The organism is Pseudomonas sp. PGPPP4 (assembly GCF_002256045.1).
Taxonomy (GTDB): Bacteria; Pseudomonadota; Gammaproteobacteria; order Pseudomonadales; family Pseudomonadaceae; genus Chryseomonas; species Chryseomonas oryzihabitans.
Genome location: NZ_NKID01000003.1, coordinates 49236 through 66663, shown reverse-complemented (window position 1 = coordinate 66663; position 17428 = coordinate 49236). Strand labels below are relative to the sequence as shown.

At 61.7% G+C, this 17428-nt stretch carries 15 protein-coding genes; 3 read left to right on the top strand and 12 right to left on the bottom strand.

The annotated features are described in order from the left end of the window. Positions 1–101: 101 nt before the first annotated feature. Together CFE50_RS05990 and CFE50_RS05985 are read left to right on the top strand one after the other, a co-directional pair. A complete protein-coding gene (locus CFE50_RS05990) occupies positions 102–350 on the top strand; it encodes a GlsB/YeaQ/YmgE family stress response membrane protein (RefSeq protein WP_286732003.1) in 249 nt (82 codons plus the stop codon). A gap of 167 nt (positions 351–517) precedes the next feature. Continuing rightward, a complete protein-coding gene (locus CFE50_RS05985) occupies positions 518–1066 on the top strand; it encodes a DUF3299 domain-containing protein (RefSeq protein ID WP_058790759.1) in 549 nt (182 codons plus the stop codon). 111 nt (positions 1067–1177) lie between these two features. Here the strand turns inward: CFE50_RS05985 and CFE50_RS05980 are convergent, their stop codons facing one another. Next, positions 1178–1555 carry a glutaredoxin family protein gene (locus CFE50_RS05980; protein WP_058790760.1) on the bottom strand — a complete coding sequence of 126 codons (378 nt, stop codon included), beginning with the start codon at positions 1553–1555 and terminating at the stop codon, positions 1178–1180. Positions 1556–1695: 140 nt separating this feature from the next. Here CFE50_RS05980 and CFE50_RS05975 point away from each other — a divergent pair, with 140 nt between their 5' ends. Then, positions 1696–2364 (top strand): uracil-DNA glycosylase family protein, encoded by a 669-nt coding sequence (locus CFE50_RS05975; protein ID WP_286732002.1) that lies wholly within the window; start codon positions 1696–1698, stop codon positions 2362–2364. An 824-nt stretch (positions 2365–3188) separates the two neighbouring features. Here CFE50_RS05975 and CFE50_RS05970 read toward each other — a convergent pair. The 11 genes from CFE50_RS05970 to CFE50_RS05920 are packed head-to-tail and all read right to left on the bottom strand — an operon-like array spanning position 3189 to position 17424. Continuing rightward, on the bottom strand, positions 3189–3713 hold the full coding sequence (locus CFE50_RS05970) for a hypothetical protein (RefSeq protein WP_286732001.1): 525 nt from the start codon (positions 3711–3713) through the stop codon (positions 3189–3191). Beyond that, positions 3710–6154 carry a M23 family metallopeptidase gene (locus CFE50_RS05965; RefSeq protein WP_286732000.1) on the bottom strand — a complete coding sequence of 815 codons (2445 nt, stop codon included), beginning with the start codon at positions 6152–6154 and terminating at the stop codon, positions 3710–3712. The genes CFE50_RS05970 and CFE50_RS05965 overlap by 4 nt, the downstream gene beginning before the upstream one ends. A gap of 35 nt (positions 6155–6189) precedes the next feature. Beyond that, positions 6190–8226, bottom strand: a complete 2037-nt coding sequence (locus CFE50_RS05960; RefSeq protein WP_286731999.1) for a type VI secretion system Vgr family protein — start codon at positions 8224–8226, stop codon at positions 6190–6192. Positions 8227–8253: 27 nt separating this feature from the next. Beyond that, the gene (locus CFE50_RS05955; protein WP_286731998.1) at positions 8254–9219 is read right to left on the bottom strand and encodes a serine/threonine-protein kinase; all 966 of its coding nucleotides are present in this window, start codon (positions 9217–9219) and stop codon (positions 8254–8256) included. After that, positions 9216–9947 (bottom strand): PP2C family protein-serine/threonine phosphatase, encoded by a 732-nt coding sequence (locus CFE50_RS05950; protein WP_286731997.1) that lies wholly within the window; start codon positions 9945–9947, stop codon positions 9216–9218. Before CFE50_RS05950 ends, CFE50_RS05955 begins: the two co-directional genes overlap by 4 nt. Then, the gene (tssM, locus tag CFE50_RS05945; RefSeq protein ID WP_286731996.1) at positions 9947–13378 is read right to left on the bottom strand and encodes a type VI secretion system membrane subunit TssM; all 3432 of its coding nucleotides are present in this window, start codon (positions 13376–13378) and stop codon (positions 9947–9949) included. Before tssM ends, CFE50_RS05950 begins: the two co-directional genes overlap by 1 nt. Positions 13379–13393: 15 nt before the next feature. Beyond that, positions 13394–14281 carry a type IVB secretion system protein IcmH/DotU gene (gene icmH, locus CFE50_RS05940; protein ID WP_286731995.1) on the bottom strand — a complete coding sequence of 296 codons (888 nt, stop codon included), beginning with the start codon at positions 14279–14281 and terminating at the stop codon, positions 13394–13396. Between the two features lie 2 nt (positions 14282–14283). Beyond that, positions 14284–15615 carry a type VI secretion system baseplate subunit TssK gene (gene tssK, locus CFE50_RS05935; protein ID WP_286731994.1) on the bottom strand — a complete coding sequence of 444 codons (1332 nt, stop codon included), beginning with the start codon at positions 15613–15615 and terminating at the stop codon, positions 14284–14286. Between the two features lie 3 nt (positions 15616–15618). Beyond that, positions 15619–16089 carry a type VI secretion system lipoprotein TssJ gene (tssJ, locus tag CFE50_RS05930; RefSeq protein ID WP_286731993.1) on the bottom strand — a complete coding sequence of 157 codons (471 nt, stop codon included), beginning with the start codon at positions 16087–16089 and terminating at the stop codon, positions 15619–15621. Position 16090: 1 nt separating this feature from the next. Next, the gene (gene tagH / locus CFE50_RS05925) at positions 16091–17281 is read right to left on the bottom strand and encodes a type VI secretion system-associated FHA domain protein TagH (RefSeq protein WP_286731992.1); all 1191 of its coding nucleotides are present in this window, start codon (positions 17279–17281) and stop codon (positions 16091–16093) included. 14 nt (positions 17282–17295) lie between these two features. Beyond that, positions 17296–17424 (bottom strand): type VI secretion protein, encoded by a 129-nt coding sequence (locus CFE50_RS05920; RefSeq protein ID WP_286731991.1) that lies wholly within the window; start codon positions 17422–17424, stop codon positions 17296–17298. Positions 17425–17428 lie beyond the last annotated feature (4 nt).

Genomic DNA, 17428 nt, shown 5'->3' with positions numbered 1-17428 from the left:
CGTTTTCCCCTGAACCTCGACGGATCACCGATGGTCGGAGAGTACAACGACGCCTGCTGACCGGCGTTGTCTTACCAGCACTCAAACAGGGGATTCTTCACATGGGCATCATCGCAACCATCATCATCGGTCTCATCGTCGGCCTGGTTGCCCGCTTCCTGAAGCCGGGCGACGACAGCATGGGCTGGATCATGACCATCATCCTGGGCATCGTCGGCTCCGTGGTCGCCACCTACCTGGGCCAGGCCCTGGGCATCTACCAGGCCGGCCAAGGCGCGGGCTTCATCGGTGCCGTGGTCGGCGCCATCATCGTGCTGTTCATCTACGGCATGGTGACCAAGCGTCGCTAAGACGCTGCTTCGCCTTGACGAAGCCAAGTAGCACAGCGTTTTCGCCCCTGGTGTCGCCCGTCGACCCAGGGGCTTTTTCATGGCAGAAGCTCTGCTTTGCGGCCTGGAGACTGGACCCCCGACCTGGGCCGCCTCACACTCGGACTTTTGCGTCCGACCCGCCGACCATGCCCAGACTGCTCATCACCCTGCTGCTCGCCAGCCTGCCGCTGCTGACCCACGCCGCCAAGGGCGAACCCCCGGAAACCAACTGGCTCGACCTGCTCACCGCGGAGGATCGCCACGCCCTGGAAACCATGCCCGAGATCAGCCACAACAGCCCCGAGGCACCAGGCGGTTTCGGCGCGCCTGGCGGACTCAAGCAGAAGGACAGTGGCCTGCCCGAGGTGATGCACTCCACCCGCACCGTGGCCGCCCTGGATGGCAAGAACGTGCGGCTGGGGGGCTTCCCGGTGCCGCTGGAAACCGACGCCAAGGGCAATTTCCGCGAATTCTTCCTGGTGCCCTATCCAGGCGCCTGCATCCACGTCCCGCCGCCGCCGCCCAACCAGATCGTGCTGGTGCGCTACCCCAAGGGCGTGCCGCTCCCCGACATCTACGAGCCCTATTGGGTCATCGGCACCCTGCACACCGAGGCGGTCGACAACGCCCTGGCCGAGGCGTCCTACACCCTGGACGCCAGCAAGGTCCGCAAGGTCGAAGAAAGCGATCTCTGATGCCGTAGGTTGGGTTGAGCGCAGCGAAGCCCAACACACCTACCGCCGTAGCGTAGCCCCGTAGGGTGGACAACGGCGCAGCCTTGTCCACCACCAATCCTGCGCTAAACCCTAGGCCGACTGCCGCTCGCCGTAGCGCTGCTCCAGATAGGCGATGATGTCGTCCGACTCGTACATCCACACGCTCTGGCTGCCTTCGTCGATCCGCAGGCAGGGCACCTTCACCCGGCCACCGCCCTGTTCCAGCTCGGCGCGCAGCTGCGGGTCCTTCTTGATGTCCTTGAGGCGGATCGGCAGGTTCAGCCGATGCAGCGCCCGGCGCGTCTTCACGCAGAAGGGGCAGGCCTGGAACTGATAGAGCGACAGATTCGCCAGCTCCGCCTCGATGGCAGCCTGAGCCTGCTCAGTGCGCTTGAGCTTGCGGGGCCTGGTCACCAGATCCAGGCCGACGATCACCTGGCCGAGGCCGTTGCGTAGCAGATTGATCAACGCGATTCACCTTGAGGGTCGTTCGAGCCGGGCAGTTTACCCTATCGCCCCGGGGCTGCCGCTCCGCCAGTCGTTACGGAACGTCACCCACAGGGCAGGGCTCTACTAGAGGGATTAATTCCTCGATGGAGACCTGTTGCATGCCGCTGTCTTCCGCAGAGCGCGAAGCCTTTCGCCAGCTCGCTGCCGATCTTCCGGGCGTCGATCTTCCGGTCTATGAACAGTTCGCCAAGGATCCGCTGGACCCCATCATCGGTCTGGGCGATCCCGATGCGCCGCTAGGCTTCTTTGGTCGCGATCCGGGGCGGGACGAGGTGAAGTACGGCGAACCTTTCATCGGCAGCGGCGGCCAGATCGCCCGCAAGGTCCTCTATACCCATCTGCACGGCCAGCCCCCGGCCGACTTCGAAGCCACCCGCAGCCTGAGCCAGCAATTCTTCTGGGCCAACACCGTGCCCTACAAACCCCTGGGCAACAAAGCCTGGTCGGAGCGGGTGAAGAAAACCTTTCATCCCCTGATGCGCCGCCTGCTGATAGAACACTGGCACGGCACCCAGCTCATCACCCTCGGCCGCGAAGCCTTCCTCTGGTTCGGCATCGGCCAATCCAAGGAAGAACGCGCCCGCCTGGAAGCCTTCTGGAAGAGCGAAGACCGCTTCGAAAACAGCATCGAGGTCACCCTGGAAACGGAAGAGGGCATCCGCAAGACGTTAACGCTCTATCCGCTGCCGCATCCGTCGCCGTTGAATCAGACGTGGTATACGAGGTTTCCGGGGTTGTTGGAAAGTAGGATTAGGTCGCTTCTTTGATGGCAATAATTCGCAATGAAAATACTTTTCTAATCGGAAGTATAGTCTATCTTTAGTTTTTGGGATTCGATTTATTTGAGTATGGGTGTTGATGGTTTTCGAGCGAGTATTTTTTATAAAGCATGAGCCAAGAAGTGTAGATGATATGAGCTGTGCTTAATTTTGCTTGCCATTTTCAAGTAATTCCGAGCAGCTAGATGGCTCTTTCAAGATCTTTTTCTTGCCATCGTCATAGAGGCATAACGGCTTATCAAAAGTCCCTGTAATGGTTTGGCATGCGGAATCACTCTCTTTTTTGTAGACACACAGTGAATCCGAAATAACTAACTCCCTGCTTGGGGTTTTGGTTTCTATAGATGACTCGCTGATTATATATATGGTTTCGTATATCGATCCGCCTGATTAAGTAATATTGCGATATGCATTTTGGCTGATGGCAACTGCATCGACAGGTATGGCTCCGATGTATACAGCTTCCGATTTTCTGGAAGGTGCAACAAATAAATCGCGTTGAGCATTGAGCCCTAGCTCCTCGTTAGTTGGCCATGACGTAATCAAGCATCTCTTGTTAGGAAGAGCGATTTCCTCATAAGTGAAATATGAGTCACATAATCGCCTGGAATTCTTTATGGTAAGTTCCAGGTCATTGTGGGTAAGTAAAATTCCTCTTCCGTTGATCACCTCCTTGCATTGCAGTCCAGTCTCCCTGCTACTAGCAAAAGAGTGAGCTCCTAAAAAATATAAGAAAGAAATTAAATATCGACTATGCATTTAAGGGGCACCTAAATATTAGGATTATTTATTTCGAATCCGGCTATCGTCCTTTAATAGGGGCAAATGATGTCAAAGGTTTCCGGTATATTTGAAAGGATACCTATTTGATACCAAGCCGCTATGCTTTGACTTCCACAATATTCTTTTTTCTGATCATCAAATACCGCCACAACATAGTGCTCCACGGGGCCGGGTATATTTCCTGAAGATAAAAGCATTTTGAAGATTATATCCGGCATCTCTTTGTTTCTAGCATTGCTAATCTTAGCATTACCGATGAACTTACAATCTGGATACATGACTAGTGGTGCAAGGCCTTTCTCTTCGCTGTAGATATAGATCCGACACTCATTTTTTAATTTATTTGTTAGGGCGCCCAAGTAATTCGAGCGCCCCCAATTTAGTACGCCATCATTTAGTGAGGATATTCCTTTGTTAGGTATTTTCTCGTAGGCAGCGATTTTGCTAATGACTTCATAAGGAAATGCTTTTTTTTCTATTTTTTTTGCTTCTTGTGCGTTGCACGATAGTGTAAGTAGTAGAGCTATCGCTAGAAATTTTATTTTGCAGTTCATAATATTCTCTCAAAATTAACTTGCATATTTCCTTTTGGTGTCTCGAAATTCTTTAGATTCTCATTTTCTATCGAGTCGCTTAGGTATCTATGAATAAATTGTGCATAGGCTTGTCTATCCATGTAGCCAAAGCTTCCGCCATTTACAACTCTGCAAACTCTACCAACGGTTGCAGTAGTGTACTCTTCATCACATACCCGATTTAGATTACGCTCTCCTCTACCAATAGGCGTCCAAACCCAAAAAAAACCTCCGCTGTCTGTGGCACAGTATGGTTCACTCTCTAAAATACTAGGATCGAATTTTGGAGACCATCTGCGCGGGGTACCGACCACAGCAATGATTTTGCCATGCCTATCTCGCTGGGTAGGGTCCGACCAATAGTGCATAGAGTTGGCATGAATACGCGCATCGGAGTAAACCTCTGATTGTGAATAGGCTCTATACTTGCCATAAGCCTCGTAGTTTCCTGCCCAAGTCAACTGCATCATTCCACGGCCATAAAAAGCTGCATAATATTGGGCCATGGGGATGTGAGGGTTGGGACTTCCGCGGCCATATTCATACATTACCTTCCAGCGATCAGTTTCCAATAGTGCTTGAGCTAAAAAGTGTGATAGTCGCTTTGTGCTACTGATGCCATATTTTTGGATCGTCTTGTTGAGATGTATTGAGTAGTTAGTTAATCGTGTTTGTGCTTGTTCACGGGATATCTGATAAATGCGTGCTGATCCGGTGGTTTGAGCGGTAAATACATTGTCTGTTTTTCGGTAATACGGGTATTTTGGTAGGGAGAACACAAATTCCTCTAGCGATAACCAGAAGCATTTTCTGAATAATTGTATGAATTCTTTCGGCGGAAAATGCCAGTGCTTGGCTTCAATTCCCTCCAAAGCCGCATCTTCCCAAAATGCTAATTCCTGATGGTGTGTGCGGAAACGACTGTAGCTCTCTTCGGACAACGGACCACCCGGCGCTACCTTTTTCAACCAACCATAGCGAGTGTCGAAGTCGTTTTTGCTCCATTCACTGGGGAATTTGCAGATAAGGCGTTTGAGCTGCTTCTGTGCAACTGCGTCTCGTAAGGCTGCTTCGTTTTGTACTCGTTCACGTTCGGAGCGATCCGAGAGCTTCAGCTTTTCTTCTTCCGATAGGCCCGCATAGGCGGGGGATAGCGCAAGGCTCACGGCATCCATCTGGTCGGATACCACCTTGCCGTTATCCAAGCGCAGCAGGCTTCGAATGTACGGCGACTGGCAATGGCTATCTGAGTCAGCGTCGTCGTCGATCAGTTGCCAGCCTTGCCAGTGCGGAAAGTCCGCATCACTGAACTTCGTAACGGTGGTTGCGTTGAGGTTTACCCAGCCTGTTCCTGGCAGCCCTCCTGAGCGAGCAGGCAATGCGATCTGGCGCCAATGGGCGGCATCGGCGGGTTGCAAAGCATCTGGGCCCAAGACGCGTCCGAAACGAAGCAGCTCGTATCCAGCGCTGGGTCGCTCTGGATAAAGCTTGGTTGCGGTTCTGTACAGGTTGTACTCGTAATCGGCTTCCTCCTGGTGGACGCCGATTTCTTCTCCCGATACGAGGAAGGAGGTCAGGGTGCATTGGCCACGCTTGTAGCTCATGCGAACGAAGATGCCGTCCTGTAGCTGCTGGGCAACAGCCCATTCGTAGCCTTGAATAAGTGGGATGGACTCCGTTTGTACGCCATTCTGAGCAGATCCGCCTTCCACGACAGGAGGCAATCCGATAGGCATGGCAGGGCAGCGATAGGCAACGGGAGCGCTGTTTTCGCTGTTTAATCGGTCAGTGGGGGCGGCTTCATAGATAAGCACCTCGGGAGGAATGAAAAAGTACATGTCTCCCCAGCAACTATTGGTTCGGCCATTGCCCGACTGATGATCGAGCAGGCGCTCGCTACGCCCCACGAGATTTGCGATCTGGCTCTGGTCAACAATGATTTCAAAATGAATGCGATGATTCTGGCCGTAGATTTGGCCGGCTTGTCCCAGCTCATCCTTGCGATAGACCGTGGTTCCTTTGGTAGGCGTGGAGAGGGTGATTTTCGAGAGATGCAGGTAGATGGAATAAAACACTACCGAGGCGCCTGCTCCCTCGCCGATTTCCGTTTCATGCTTGAGCACGATGCAACCGTTGTCGGTCCATTGATCGCGATAGCGCAGCCCGTGATCTGCTGACGCAGAAGCTTCATCTGTCGGCTGGCGGCAATAAACCAAGGTGCCGTCTGCTATGGCCCTGACAGGAAGGTGTGTTGTTCCTTCCCGGGGGGCGGTCAAATGGATACCGCCGTGCCAATTCAAATCGAAACTCAAGGGGAAACCGCCGTCTCCGGGAATTCCGCCCTGCATGGCACGGTTGACGAAAGCTTCGTCGCTCTCTCCGCTTATAGGAGCAGGTATGAATGGAGGGCTGATCAGCATAGTGCGTACCTAAATCCTTTTATGTTCGCTCCGCTTCAGATCGAGAGCGGATAGTCCTTAACGCGTTTCCTGCGCTCTACAGGATTATTCGCCAGCGCCAGCTGGTTCGGCTCGCCTGCCGAGCCCTGCTCGGTAACGCCCGGTGGCCTCGGTCGTTGCAGGGCGATGCCTGAGCCCTTGCCAGGCGCGCCGCCAGCATTCAGGCGAGCCAGGGGGCCGACCAGGGTGATACCGCTGGGGTCGAGCTTGATGAAACTGCCACCGGCGGTCAGGGTCAGTTCGGTGCCGGCTTCAATGACGACACGATCACCCGCCTTGATATGGATTTCCTGGCCGGCCTCGACGAACTGGCCGCTGCCCAACTTGAGGTGCTGACTGCCGCCGATCAGCAGGTGATCGCTGGCCTTGACCTCGACCTTGCGCAGGCTATGGACGAGGCGGTGCTCTTCGGCGTGCAGCTCACTGTGGCTGTTGCCATGGATACGCTGATGGCGCTCGTGGCCGATCTCGCTGCGGTGGTCGTGGCGGATATGTTCATCCCAGTCGCGCTGCGCATGGACGTGGATTTCCTCCTGTCCCTGGCGATCCTCGATGCGCAGCTCGTTGTAGCCCCCACCGCCTGGGCTACTCAGGCTCTTGAAGGTGCTCCGGGTCTTGTCCCTGGGTAGTTGTACCGGAGGCTGATGCTCGGCGTGGTACAGGCAGCCAAGGATCAGGGGCTGGTCGGGATCCCCTTCGAGAAAGCCCACCAGAACTTCCATGCCGACCCGCGGGATGGCCAGGGCCCCCTGGCGATTACCGGCCCAGTTGCTGGCTACCCGTAGCCAGCAACTGGTGCGTTCGTCTGCCTGCCCTTCACGATCCCAATGAAACTGGACCTTGACCCGACCCAAGGCATCGCAATGGATATCTTCTCCAGCTGGGCCGGTGACCACCGAGCTCTGCTGACCGAGCAGGCGCGGCTTGGGATGACGAGGCAGGGGTCGAAAGGGTAGTTGCCAGGGAATGGCGTGGAAACGATTGCGGTAGCCCTGGCTCCAGCCATCGTCGTCTGGCAGCTTCAGCAGTGCAGGGGTGCCCAGGCCTTCTTCCAGCACCTGGGGTTGGCGGCCCTGATGCTCGATACGGGTGAGCAGCCACAACTGGTTCCAGCTTGCGCGGGGATGCTCGGTCAGGGGTAGGAAATGACCGCTGGCCAAACGCGGCTGATCGCCGTGACCCTGGGCTGTCTGGCTGTCGACGCGCAACGCCTCGAGGCCGCGGGCACTGAGCTGCTTGCCGCGATTTCGATCGCGAAAGCCGGCAGGAAAACGGTAGCTTTCCAAGGTCGGCTGCTGTTCGAGGTCGGCGCGGCTTTCCAGCCGCAGCCGGGGCTGCAGGGGATCCTGATCGCGCAGGATCAGCTGGGTGCTGCGGGTCTGGACTCCGACTTCGAGTCCGCGCACGACGGGATGATCGGCGACCTGGCCGCTGCCTGGATGGTAGGGCGTGGCGGCGAGACGGGGAAAACTGGTGGCGTCATCACCAAACACCAGCACGGCGCCGTCAGGCCGGTGCTCGAAGTGGTAGTGGATGCCTTCTTCCTCGCACAGGCGATTGAGGAAGTGCAGATCGCTCTCGCCATACTGCACGCAGTAGTCGCGCGCAGGATAGGGCGTTGGGCCGAGTGCCAGGCGATAGGCACCTTCCAGGATCCCATGCTCTTCGAGCAACCTGGCGAGGATCTGGGGCACCGCGAGATTCTGGAAGATCCGCGAGTTGGTACGCTGGGCCAGATAGGTCAGACGGGGAACCAGTTCGAGCCGATAGCGGGTCAGGCGTCGTCCTGAGTCACCCTGAACGATGGCGTCCAGCAGTCCGTGAAGGCCCACGTCCATAGGGCCCAGGCCGAGCCAGGCGGGACGGTTGAGCAGGTCTTCCAGGGCCCAGTCGGGCTTTTCGCTGACGACTTCCACCTGCAGACGATAGGGCTCGTTGAGGGCTTCCTGCCCATGGAAGGCCAGCACCTGAAAGTCATGGACCAGGCCCGGCAGGGTCAGGGTGAAGCGCGGCGCATTGGCGGGGCTGAACATGAGGTGTCTTCCTGACAGTGAGAGGTTTCACGTGGAACGCGAGAGCAGACGCTGCCACCACGGCTGCGGAGGGGCCGGTGCCTGCCACGCGGTGCGCCACTCGCCAAGGTCCTGCTGGCGGCGGGCGGGATCGATCTCCAAGGCTCTTCGAAGCACTTGCCAGGCGTCGGTAGGCATGGCCGCTGGCCGTTCGGGTTCAATCTGTAGGCTGCGCGCCTGCTTGGCGCTGAGGCGGCGATAGGGATGCTTGCCGGTTGCCAGTTCATAGAGCACGCAGGCGCAGGCATAGAGATCGCCCGCAGGGGTCAGCAGTCCGTCTTCGAGCAATTCGAACGCGGCGTAGCGCACCGTCCAGGCATTGAAGCGTCCACGACTCAACCGCGGCAGGCCGGGCAGCAGGTCTTCACAGGGCTGACCAAGACCGAAGTCGAAGAGGCGCAGACCGCTGTCCGTGAGGATCACGTTGCTGGGCTTGAGATCGCCATGCAGGACGCCGTTGGCGTGAGCGAATTGCAGGGCATCCAGCAGCGGCAGGGCGATCTCCTGCAGTTCGGTCCAGCCGAGTCCCTCGGGACGGTCACAGAGCAGGGCATCGAGCGTTGGGCCGCGCAACAGCTCAAGCATGATGAAGGCGCGCTCGCTGCCAGGGTCGATCTCGAAACCATGCAGGCGAACGATATGCGGATGGCGCAGCCGTACGGTCAGGGCGAACTCCCCATAGAGCAGGGCGTTGGCATCGCTGTACTCGGCGAAATCGTCGTTGAGCACCTTGATCGCGACCTGGGGTGCGGGATCGCCATACTGCTCGCGCAAAAGGTCGCGGGCGCGGTAGACGGCGCCCATCCCACCAACACCCAGCAGGCTTTCCAGTCGATAGCGGCTGCCCAGCACATCGGGCAGCGGAGCCAGCTGGCGGGTAGCAGGCGTCGTGCTGGGAGAAGCGAAGGCGAAGTGGGTGAGACCGTCGTCGACGACCGGATCCTGAAGATTCATGCAGCCTCCTGAAGATGGATGACGATGGCGGTGAGGTTGTCGCGCGCGGGGCCCTGGAGCACGCCATCGAGCAGGCGCTCCAGGGCCAGGGCGGGCGAGGGCAGGGAAAGTGCGGCGCCCAGAGCGCGCTCTTCCAGGGCATCGTGCAGGCCGTCGCTGCTCAACAGCAGGCGGTCACTGGCCTGCAACTCGAAGCGGACGATATCCAGGGCCAAGGCCTCCCGGGCACCCAGCGCCTGGGTCAGGGCGCGGGCGCCCGGATGGCGGGCCGCCTGGCGAGGACTGAGGCCTTCGACATCGATCAGGCGCTCCAGCAGGCGATGGTCGCGGGTCAGCTGGTAGAGCCGGTCGCCGCGCCAGAGATAGGCGCGACTGTCACCCGCCCAGATGCAGGCCGCCTCGCCTCCGCTGACCACCAGCGCCACGACCGTGGTGCCGATCAGGCGCTCGGAACCTTCGGCCAGCACCGTGAGATCCTGGGTGAGTCGTCGATTGACGTCGTGGAGCGCTCGGCGCACCTGTTCCAGACGCTGATCGAGCCCACCGCTCAAAGACGTCTCGGCCAGGCGCTCGATAGCCAGGCGACTGGCGCGCGCACCGTCCTGATGGCCGCCCATGCCGTCGGCCACCGCCCAAAGGCCGTCGTTGGGGCGCTCCAGCAGGGCATCTTCGTTATGGGCGCGTACCTTGCCCGGATGGGTACGGGCAATGCTCAGGGCCGTCGTCATCAGAGTCGCTCCGGCAGCCTGAAGCCGCGCAGGGTGGTCACGTCGAAGGGGTTGGGCGAACGCTGACTGGACAGCAGATAGCCGGCATGACGGCCCTCCAGGTCGGCCTGCACCAGCAGCACGTCGCGGGCGCTGTGCTGTTGCAGCTTCATGCGGTCCAGCAGGCGGAACAGCGACCAGGCGCTACCGTCCTGCTCCAGGCCCACGCGGTGTCCACCCAGCTCCTCCAGGACCAGGGTCGTCCTCAAGGCATCGCTCTGCGGCCAGCGAAAGGTGGCGGCGACGATGGGGCCGTGGCGGTATTCCAGACGCTCCTTGCCGATGTTGAGGTCGGCGCGGGTCAGGCTTGGATCCAGCGAATAGGGCTCGAGCTTGAAGACGATGCCGGGCTCGGCCGGATTCTCGGCAAAGAAGCCGCGCCTGATCTGCTGGGTGCGGCTCATCTGGGCGAGGAAGTCCCGAGACAGCGGCAGGCTGTGGCCATCAATGCTGCGCGCGCGATAGGCGTCGCTCTCGCCGCGAACCACGAAGGGCTTCAGATAGGTCTCGAAAAAGCTGTCGGCGATACCCTGGGCCTTGAAGAATTCGCGGAAATCGACCAGAGAGACATCGCTTTCGCTGTCGGCCTTGAACGGATAACGCCTGTCCAGGCCGTTGCGATAGCTCGCCAGCAGTTCACTCTGGTAACGCCCATTGATGTAGTCGTAGGCGCCGGCCAGGATCAGATTCCAGCTGTCGTCGACCAGCAGACCGAGCCAGCCGTTGACCGGAATGGGCAGCCGGCCGGCGGCATTACGCAGGCTGTTGAGTGCGTCGCGGTTGCCGGCCATGCGCATCTTGGCCAGCTCGAAGGCGGCCTGCTCCGGAGCGCTGGCGTGGGCCAGGCCTGCCAGTTGTTGCTGGAGGTCATTGAGTGCCGCCATGGCCGGAGCAAGGTCGGCTACTGCAGCGCCCTGGTCGTCGAGCAGCCGATGCAGATTTTCGAAGCGGCTCTGCAGGCTGCGGCGCGCGGTGTCCGGCAGGGCTTCACCCTGGCTGGCCGCCGCGGCGAGGCGGGTGTTGTTGCGCACTTCGGTCAGGAGCTGCAAGAGCGGCGAGTTGGCCGAGGTGAGCCCGGCCAGCAGGGTGGCGCCCTGGTTGGCGTCGCCTACGGGTTGCAGCGTGATCCGGGCGAGCGCATCGCTCCACTGATTGGCGTAGTCGCGGAAATAGAGTTGCTCGAGTTCCCCTTGCAGGTGGCGCAGGTCCATGCCGGTGATGCCGTCGCCATCGCCCAGCACCCAGTTGTCGGCGGCCAGCTCTTGGATCACGGCCAGGCCCTGGGTGGAAAAGGTCTGCGCATAGCCCTGACGGGTATAGAACCCGGGGATGGGGTAGTCGGCGCCTTCGAAGGCCAGCGCCTGGGCGCCCAGCTGCTGGCTCAGCCGATAGATCGGCAGGCCGCTGGCCTGGTCGCGCAGGATGCGATAGACCACTGCGGCCAGGGATTCGCTGCGCAGTACCTGGCGCGCCTGGGTCACCAGCTGGGTATCCACCGGATAGGCGCCAAAGCCCTGCTCCAGCAAGCGCGCCAGATGGGTATCCAGACTGTTCTGGGTGAGGGCGTCACCCGGATAGCGCTGGGACCAGTCGGCGGCGGCCCAATCGCGCAGGGTGCGGGCGTCGCGGCGTTCGGGCAGTTGCAGCATCAGGTAAGCCCGCAGGTGACCGATCAGCCGCTCCCGGTCGCCGAGGCTGCCACGGATGCGCTCTTCCAGCTGCGCCTTGAGCCGCGGCAGCAGATAGCTGTCGAGGGCCTGGTGATAGGCAGCCTCGGTGACCGGGCGTACGGCCTCTCCCTGATAGAGCCCGGTGCGTTCGCGCAGCGGCGTAGCGTCTGCGACTGGAAAGACCTGGGTGCCGGCATAGGCGTTGTCCAGTACCGGCAGCACCGCGCGGGCATCGGCGTCGGCCTTGAGCTGACTGCGCGCCTGCACCCCGTGCTGCACCAGGTCGCGCAGTTGCTCCAGTCGTGCGTGATTACCGGCGAAGCTGCTGGTCCAGAGCGCCGCCCCCAGGCCCAGGCCGGCCAGGGCTGCGGCATAGAGACCCCGCTGCCCCCAGCTCAGGCGGCGCAGCTCGCGCTGGTCCAGGCCAGCCAGAGACGCCTCGGGAAAGATCACGCGACTGAACACCTGGCGGATGAAACGTGGCTGGCCGCTACGGTATTGGGGCAGCAGGCTGCTGGGCAGACCGAGCTGATCGCCGATGCCTTGGGTCTGGGTGTCGAGTGGCTGGCTCAGCGCCGGGGTGCTGGTCAGGTAGAACCCGCGTAACTGGGCCGCGCGCTGGTAGCGATTGCCCGCGAAGGCCAATTCGACGAAGAGGGCGAGGCCATCGCCCAGACGCCCCAGCTGATGTGGGAAGTCGAGGATCTGGCCGCGGCGCTGGCCGTCGCGTTCCTGATGGATACGCGGGATGACCTGGCTGTTGAGGCGGCGCAGCAGTTCCTCGAATTCCTGGCGCAGCACCCCGGGATCGGTACCGTTCTGGGCTTCACGAAAGGTGGTGCCCAGGACCTGCTCATTTTCCTCGCGAGAAAGACCGTCGAAAAAGGCGTCGAAGCCAGGCAGGTGATCCGCCTGGGTCAGCACCAGATAGACGGGGACCTCGACCTTGAGCTCGCGAGCTACCTCGTGCAGGCGGGCGCGTACCTGACGTGCCAGGGTTTCCAGGGCGACTTCGTTACCACTGGCCAACTGCGCTACCGGGATAGCAATGAGAATGCCATTGAGCGGGCGCGTTCGCCGCTGGCGCCGTAGCAGTTGCAGCAGGGTCTGCCAGGCGCTGCTGTCCACCGGAGCATCGCCCTGGGTCAGGTAGCGGCCGGCGGTGTCCAGGAGCACCCCCTGTTCGGCGAAGTACCAGTCGCAGTGACGGGTGCCGCTGACATCGCGGGTCAACCGGGAACGCTCTGTATTGAGTGGGAATTCCAGACCGGAGAAGTCCAGCAACGAGGTCTTGCCGGCACCCTCTGGTCCCAGCAGCAGGTAATGCGGCAGTTCGCGCCGCCAGCGCTGGCGGCGTCCCCGATAGAGGCCGGCGCCATGCAGGGTGCGGTAGGCGTCACGGGCGCGGGACTCCAGTTCGTGGGCCTCGTCGTCGATGCGCTCGGCGCGCAGCTGATCGTGCTGGCCCGCTTCGGTGGCGAGACGCTGCCGTTGTTTGCGCTGCTGCCAGCCCTGCAGCAGCGCCATGACCAGGCCCCAGGCCAGGAACAGACCGCAGAGTGTGGCCAGGCGGTGGGTGACCGAGGCCCAGGGGCTGTGGCCGGCAAAGGCCAGCAGCGGGCCAAGGGTCCAGACCAAGCCGCCCAGACCCAGGGTCACGAGCAGCGTCCAGGTCCAGGGACGGCGCAGCATGCGCCCGAGTGCAATGATGAATCCTTTCATGGGTGCGCTTCCGTATCAGGCGTGGGGTGGGGCGGCCACTGGCGCGGTGACCGCAGGGCCACCGGGATAGCCTTGCAGCAGGCTGTCGCGCTGCTGTTCCAGCGCCAGCCTGAAACCGCCATAGAGGCTGGCAAGGCAGATCAGGGTGAATAGCGCGACCAGCCACCAGGGCACCAGGCGGACCAGCCGTCGTGGCCGGGCATCCAGTCCCTGCCAGTGCGGCGACAACTCGCGCGGCACATCCCCGCGCAGCTGGCGAAGTTGCCGATAGAGGCTGTCGCGGATGGCTTCCAACTCGAGCATGCCGCGCGGTAGCACCCGATACTTGCCCTCGAAGCCCAGCGCCAGGCAGAGGTAGAGCAGCTCCAGCAGAGCCAGGTGCTTGGCCGGATTGCGACTGAGGCGTTCGAGCAGCAGAAAGAACTTCTCGCCGCCAAAGGTCTCGTTGTGAAAGCTGCTCAGCAGGCTGAGTTGCGACCAGTCACCGGCATTGCCCCAGGGGGTGGTGACCACCGCCTCGTCGACCGTGGTGCAAAGGGCATAGCGGGCGGCCATGACCTCACCGCTGTCCAGCCCGCTGGCCAGAGCGCGCTGTTCGAACAGCCGCAGGCCGGCGGCCAGGCGCTCCTTGAGTACATGCAGGTCTTCCGCGGCGTAACTCTGGCGCAGGCGCACCACCTCGGAGAGCAGTGGCGCGGCAGCGCCTATCATGGGGTTGATGCTCAGATTCAGGGTCTCGCCCGGTCGCAGGCGTGCCGCCTGGACCATGCGTTCTTCCAGCTGGGCGTAGCGCGGTGGTTCGGCAAAGTCGGTGAGCGGGCTGCGGGGGGTGTCCGGACCCTGGGCATGGCGACTGAGCACCACGGTCCTGTCGTCCCGGCCTGCGTCGGTTGCGGTCTGCATGCTTAGCTCCTGATCGCCCAGAAGGCGAGGTCGAGGCCCGGGAAGGCGCCGGAGACATGAAAGGCGAAGCCACCGGATTGCTCGAGCTGCGCGATGTCGGTGGCACTGAGTTCAAGGGCGAAATAGGCCTTGTCGGTATGGAAGGGCAGCTGACGCGGCGCAACCGGCAGCGGTTTGAGGGCGAGCCCTGGCAGGTGCAGATTCACCAGCTGGCGGATGCGCTCCACCGGTCCCACCTTGAGGTGCGCCGGCAGGCGCTGACGCAATTCCTCGGTGCTGCACTCGGCCCCGGCAATAAGCACGAAGCTGGCGCTGGCCAGCAGACCGTGGTCCTGCAGGGGCGCGACCTGGATGCCGTACTGGCGTTGTTGCAGGGGCAGCGGCAGGGCATGCTGTTCGAGCACCATGGACAGTGCCTGGCGCAGGGCCTGGAACAGCGGTGCGAAGCTGCCGGCCTGATCGGCGTGGCGATAGTGAAGGTCCAGTGCAGGACGCCGGTCGGCAGCCGCGAAGGTAGCCAGCTCTCCGTGCAGGGCGAGCAGTTCGCGAAAGAGGCTGCGTGGATGCAGTTGTTCATAGTCCAGGCAGTGGCGCAGGACCGCTTCATGCCGATTGACCAGTTGCAGCAGCAGGAAGTCACCGATCTCCGCGGTGCCCAGGCTGCCAGCCTGGCGCAGGCGTTGAGCAAGTACCTCGCCGCGATGGGCGAGCAGGGAAGCGACCTCCTTGAGACCCGCCAGCAGGGGCTCGGCCGCCCGCACCTGGATGACGCTGGGGGTAAAGGCGGTATCAAGCTCCAGGCTGCCGTCTGGCGCCGTTTCCAGCAGCTGACAGACCTGCAGGCGGACATAGGCGTCCAGTCGCGAATGGCTGTCGAGCAGCAGCCGGAAATCGGGGCGTCCGCAGGTGACCGCCCCCGGCTCGCCGAAACCGGCATGGGAGTCGGCGATCTCGCTGTCGACGCTCAGGTAACGGGCGATGACGTCGTCCTGGTCGAATGGACGGCTCTCCAGGCGCTGGCCGCTGGTCAGGGGCAGCGCCAGCCAGACCGCGCTGTCGCGGGTATTGGCCGGTACATCGAGAGCCAGGGGCTCGCCGTCAGCGCCCAGTTCGAAGAGGGTGCCATCGGGCAGGATGCCACTGGCCTGGCTGACCACCACCTTGCCCATGGCGAGGAACTGGCGATCGAGCGTCAGCTCGAAAAAGCCCCATGCCGGCTCGCCCAGGCGACGGGTACGAATCTGCAGCTGCTGGGCGTGATAGCGGTCGTTCTGCTGGAAGTGCTGCGGCCGCAGCAGCATGCCTTCCTGCCAGATCACCTTGAGTTGCTGCATGGCCTACTCCTTGATCGGCGGAGCGGCCTGGATGCCATCCGCCGTGAAATCCAGGCGGATCTGCGCCAGCGCCGCGGGCCTGAGCTGGATGACCTGCCGCCACTGGCTGCCGCCCAGGTTGCGGTAGGCGCCGTAGATACCGATGTAGCGGCTGGCGTCCTGCACCCTCAGCTTGAGTTCGCGCGACTCACCGGGCCGTAGCTCGACTTCTTCCTCGGCGACCCAGTCGGGAGCCAGGGTCTGCTTGGCGTTTTCATAGAGGGAAAAGAATTCGGCATTTTCGAAGCCGACCGGATTCTTCAGTTCGATCAGGCGTACCACCAGCGGCGAGGGCCGGCCGTTGAGATCGGGATTGAGGTTCTCGCCACCCTTCAAGGTCAGGTCAAGGCGGGTCGGATCAGGTGCCCTGGGGCTGGTGCAGGCGCCTAGCAGCAGGGCCAGGCCGAGCGCGCCAAGGCGTAATGGGGTGTTCATGTCAGCGTCCTTGCTGGGTGGGATTGAGGGTGGCGATGAGGCGGACCTGATCGGTGTAGGTCTGGGCGAAGTCCTTGGCGAACAGCCGCTCGCGCCAGTCGTCGTCCTGGCGCAGCTCGCGATACTGGCGCTGCCAGGCACGCCAGAGTCTGGCGTCGCGACCCCAGCGCGGGCGTCGGCCGTCACGCTCGAGGCGGGCTTCGCACTGGGCCGGTGCCAGCTGTTCTAGGGTGGCCAGCACCGCCTGGCGACTGGCCGCGACCAGGCCGACCTGATGGGCCTGAAGTTCGCGGCAGGCACGGAGCAGCGCCTGGTCCGCGGTGAGCTGGCCGGAAGCGCTGGGGCGCAACAGCTGACTCAAGGCCGCGTCGCCGTCGGCCGCGAAGGCCAAGGGGTTGTTGCCGCTGCTCTGTACCGTGGTGAGTGGCAGCCGCAGTTCATTGCGCGTTTCGTTGCGGGTCCGCAGGCAGCCGTACAGGCCCTGGGTCGCCAGGCGCAGCAGGCGCGCGACTTCGAGTGCCAGGGTTTCACGCGCCTCGTGGTCGAGGTCGGCAAGCTCCAGACCCAGGGCCGCCCCGAAGGCCTTCCAGAACTCCGGTGTCTGCTGCTGCGGAGCCGCCGCCGGGCGCTCGACCGGAGCCGGGGCGGTGTGCTCTACCAGGGCAGGAATGCCCAGGCTGTCCAGATCGACCCGGGCATAGTCGCTGCGAGTGCTGTCAGTGGCGAAGGGATCCATACCCGCGAGCTCGTCGATGCCTTGAGGATCGCGACGCTCCAGCGCCTGCAGCGGATCCAGTTCGAGAAAGGCGTCGTCCGGGATCAGTCCAGGGGCGCTGGTGGGGACCTGGAAATCGTCGGCGAACCCGGCCGGATCGCGAATCAGGCGGGCAGCGAGGGCAAAGGTGCCCAGGGCGAAGGTCTGGCCATGCTGGATCCGCCAGGGCTCGCCCTTGGTCAGACGCTGACCATCGGCGAGCTGGACGCCATTGCTGCTCAGGTCGGTGAGAAAGTAGTCGCCTTCGCTGTAGCTGATGCGGGCGTGCTGACTGGACAGCACCCGCTGCGGATCGGGCAGGTACCAGTCGCAGTCTTCACTGCGGCCGATGAGTCCGCCAACGTGGCGAAAGGTCTTTTGGGTGAGCAGTCCGGGGGCGTGCGCTCGACTGCCGACCAGATCGAATACCAATTCCATGGTCTTGTCCTGTCCTAGGTAAGGCGGTGGGGTGTCTGGGGTTCGCCCAGGGGGCGATAGTCCTGCAGATCCCTGGGCGACGAGGTGCAGGCGCCCAGGGCGAGCAACGTCAGCAGCAACAGGGGGCGAAGGGGCGCGGGCATGGGG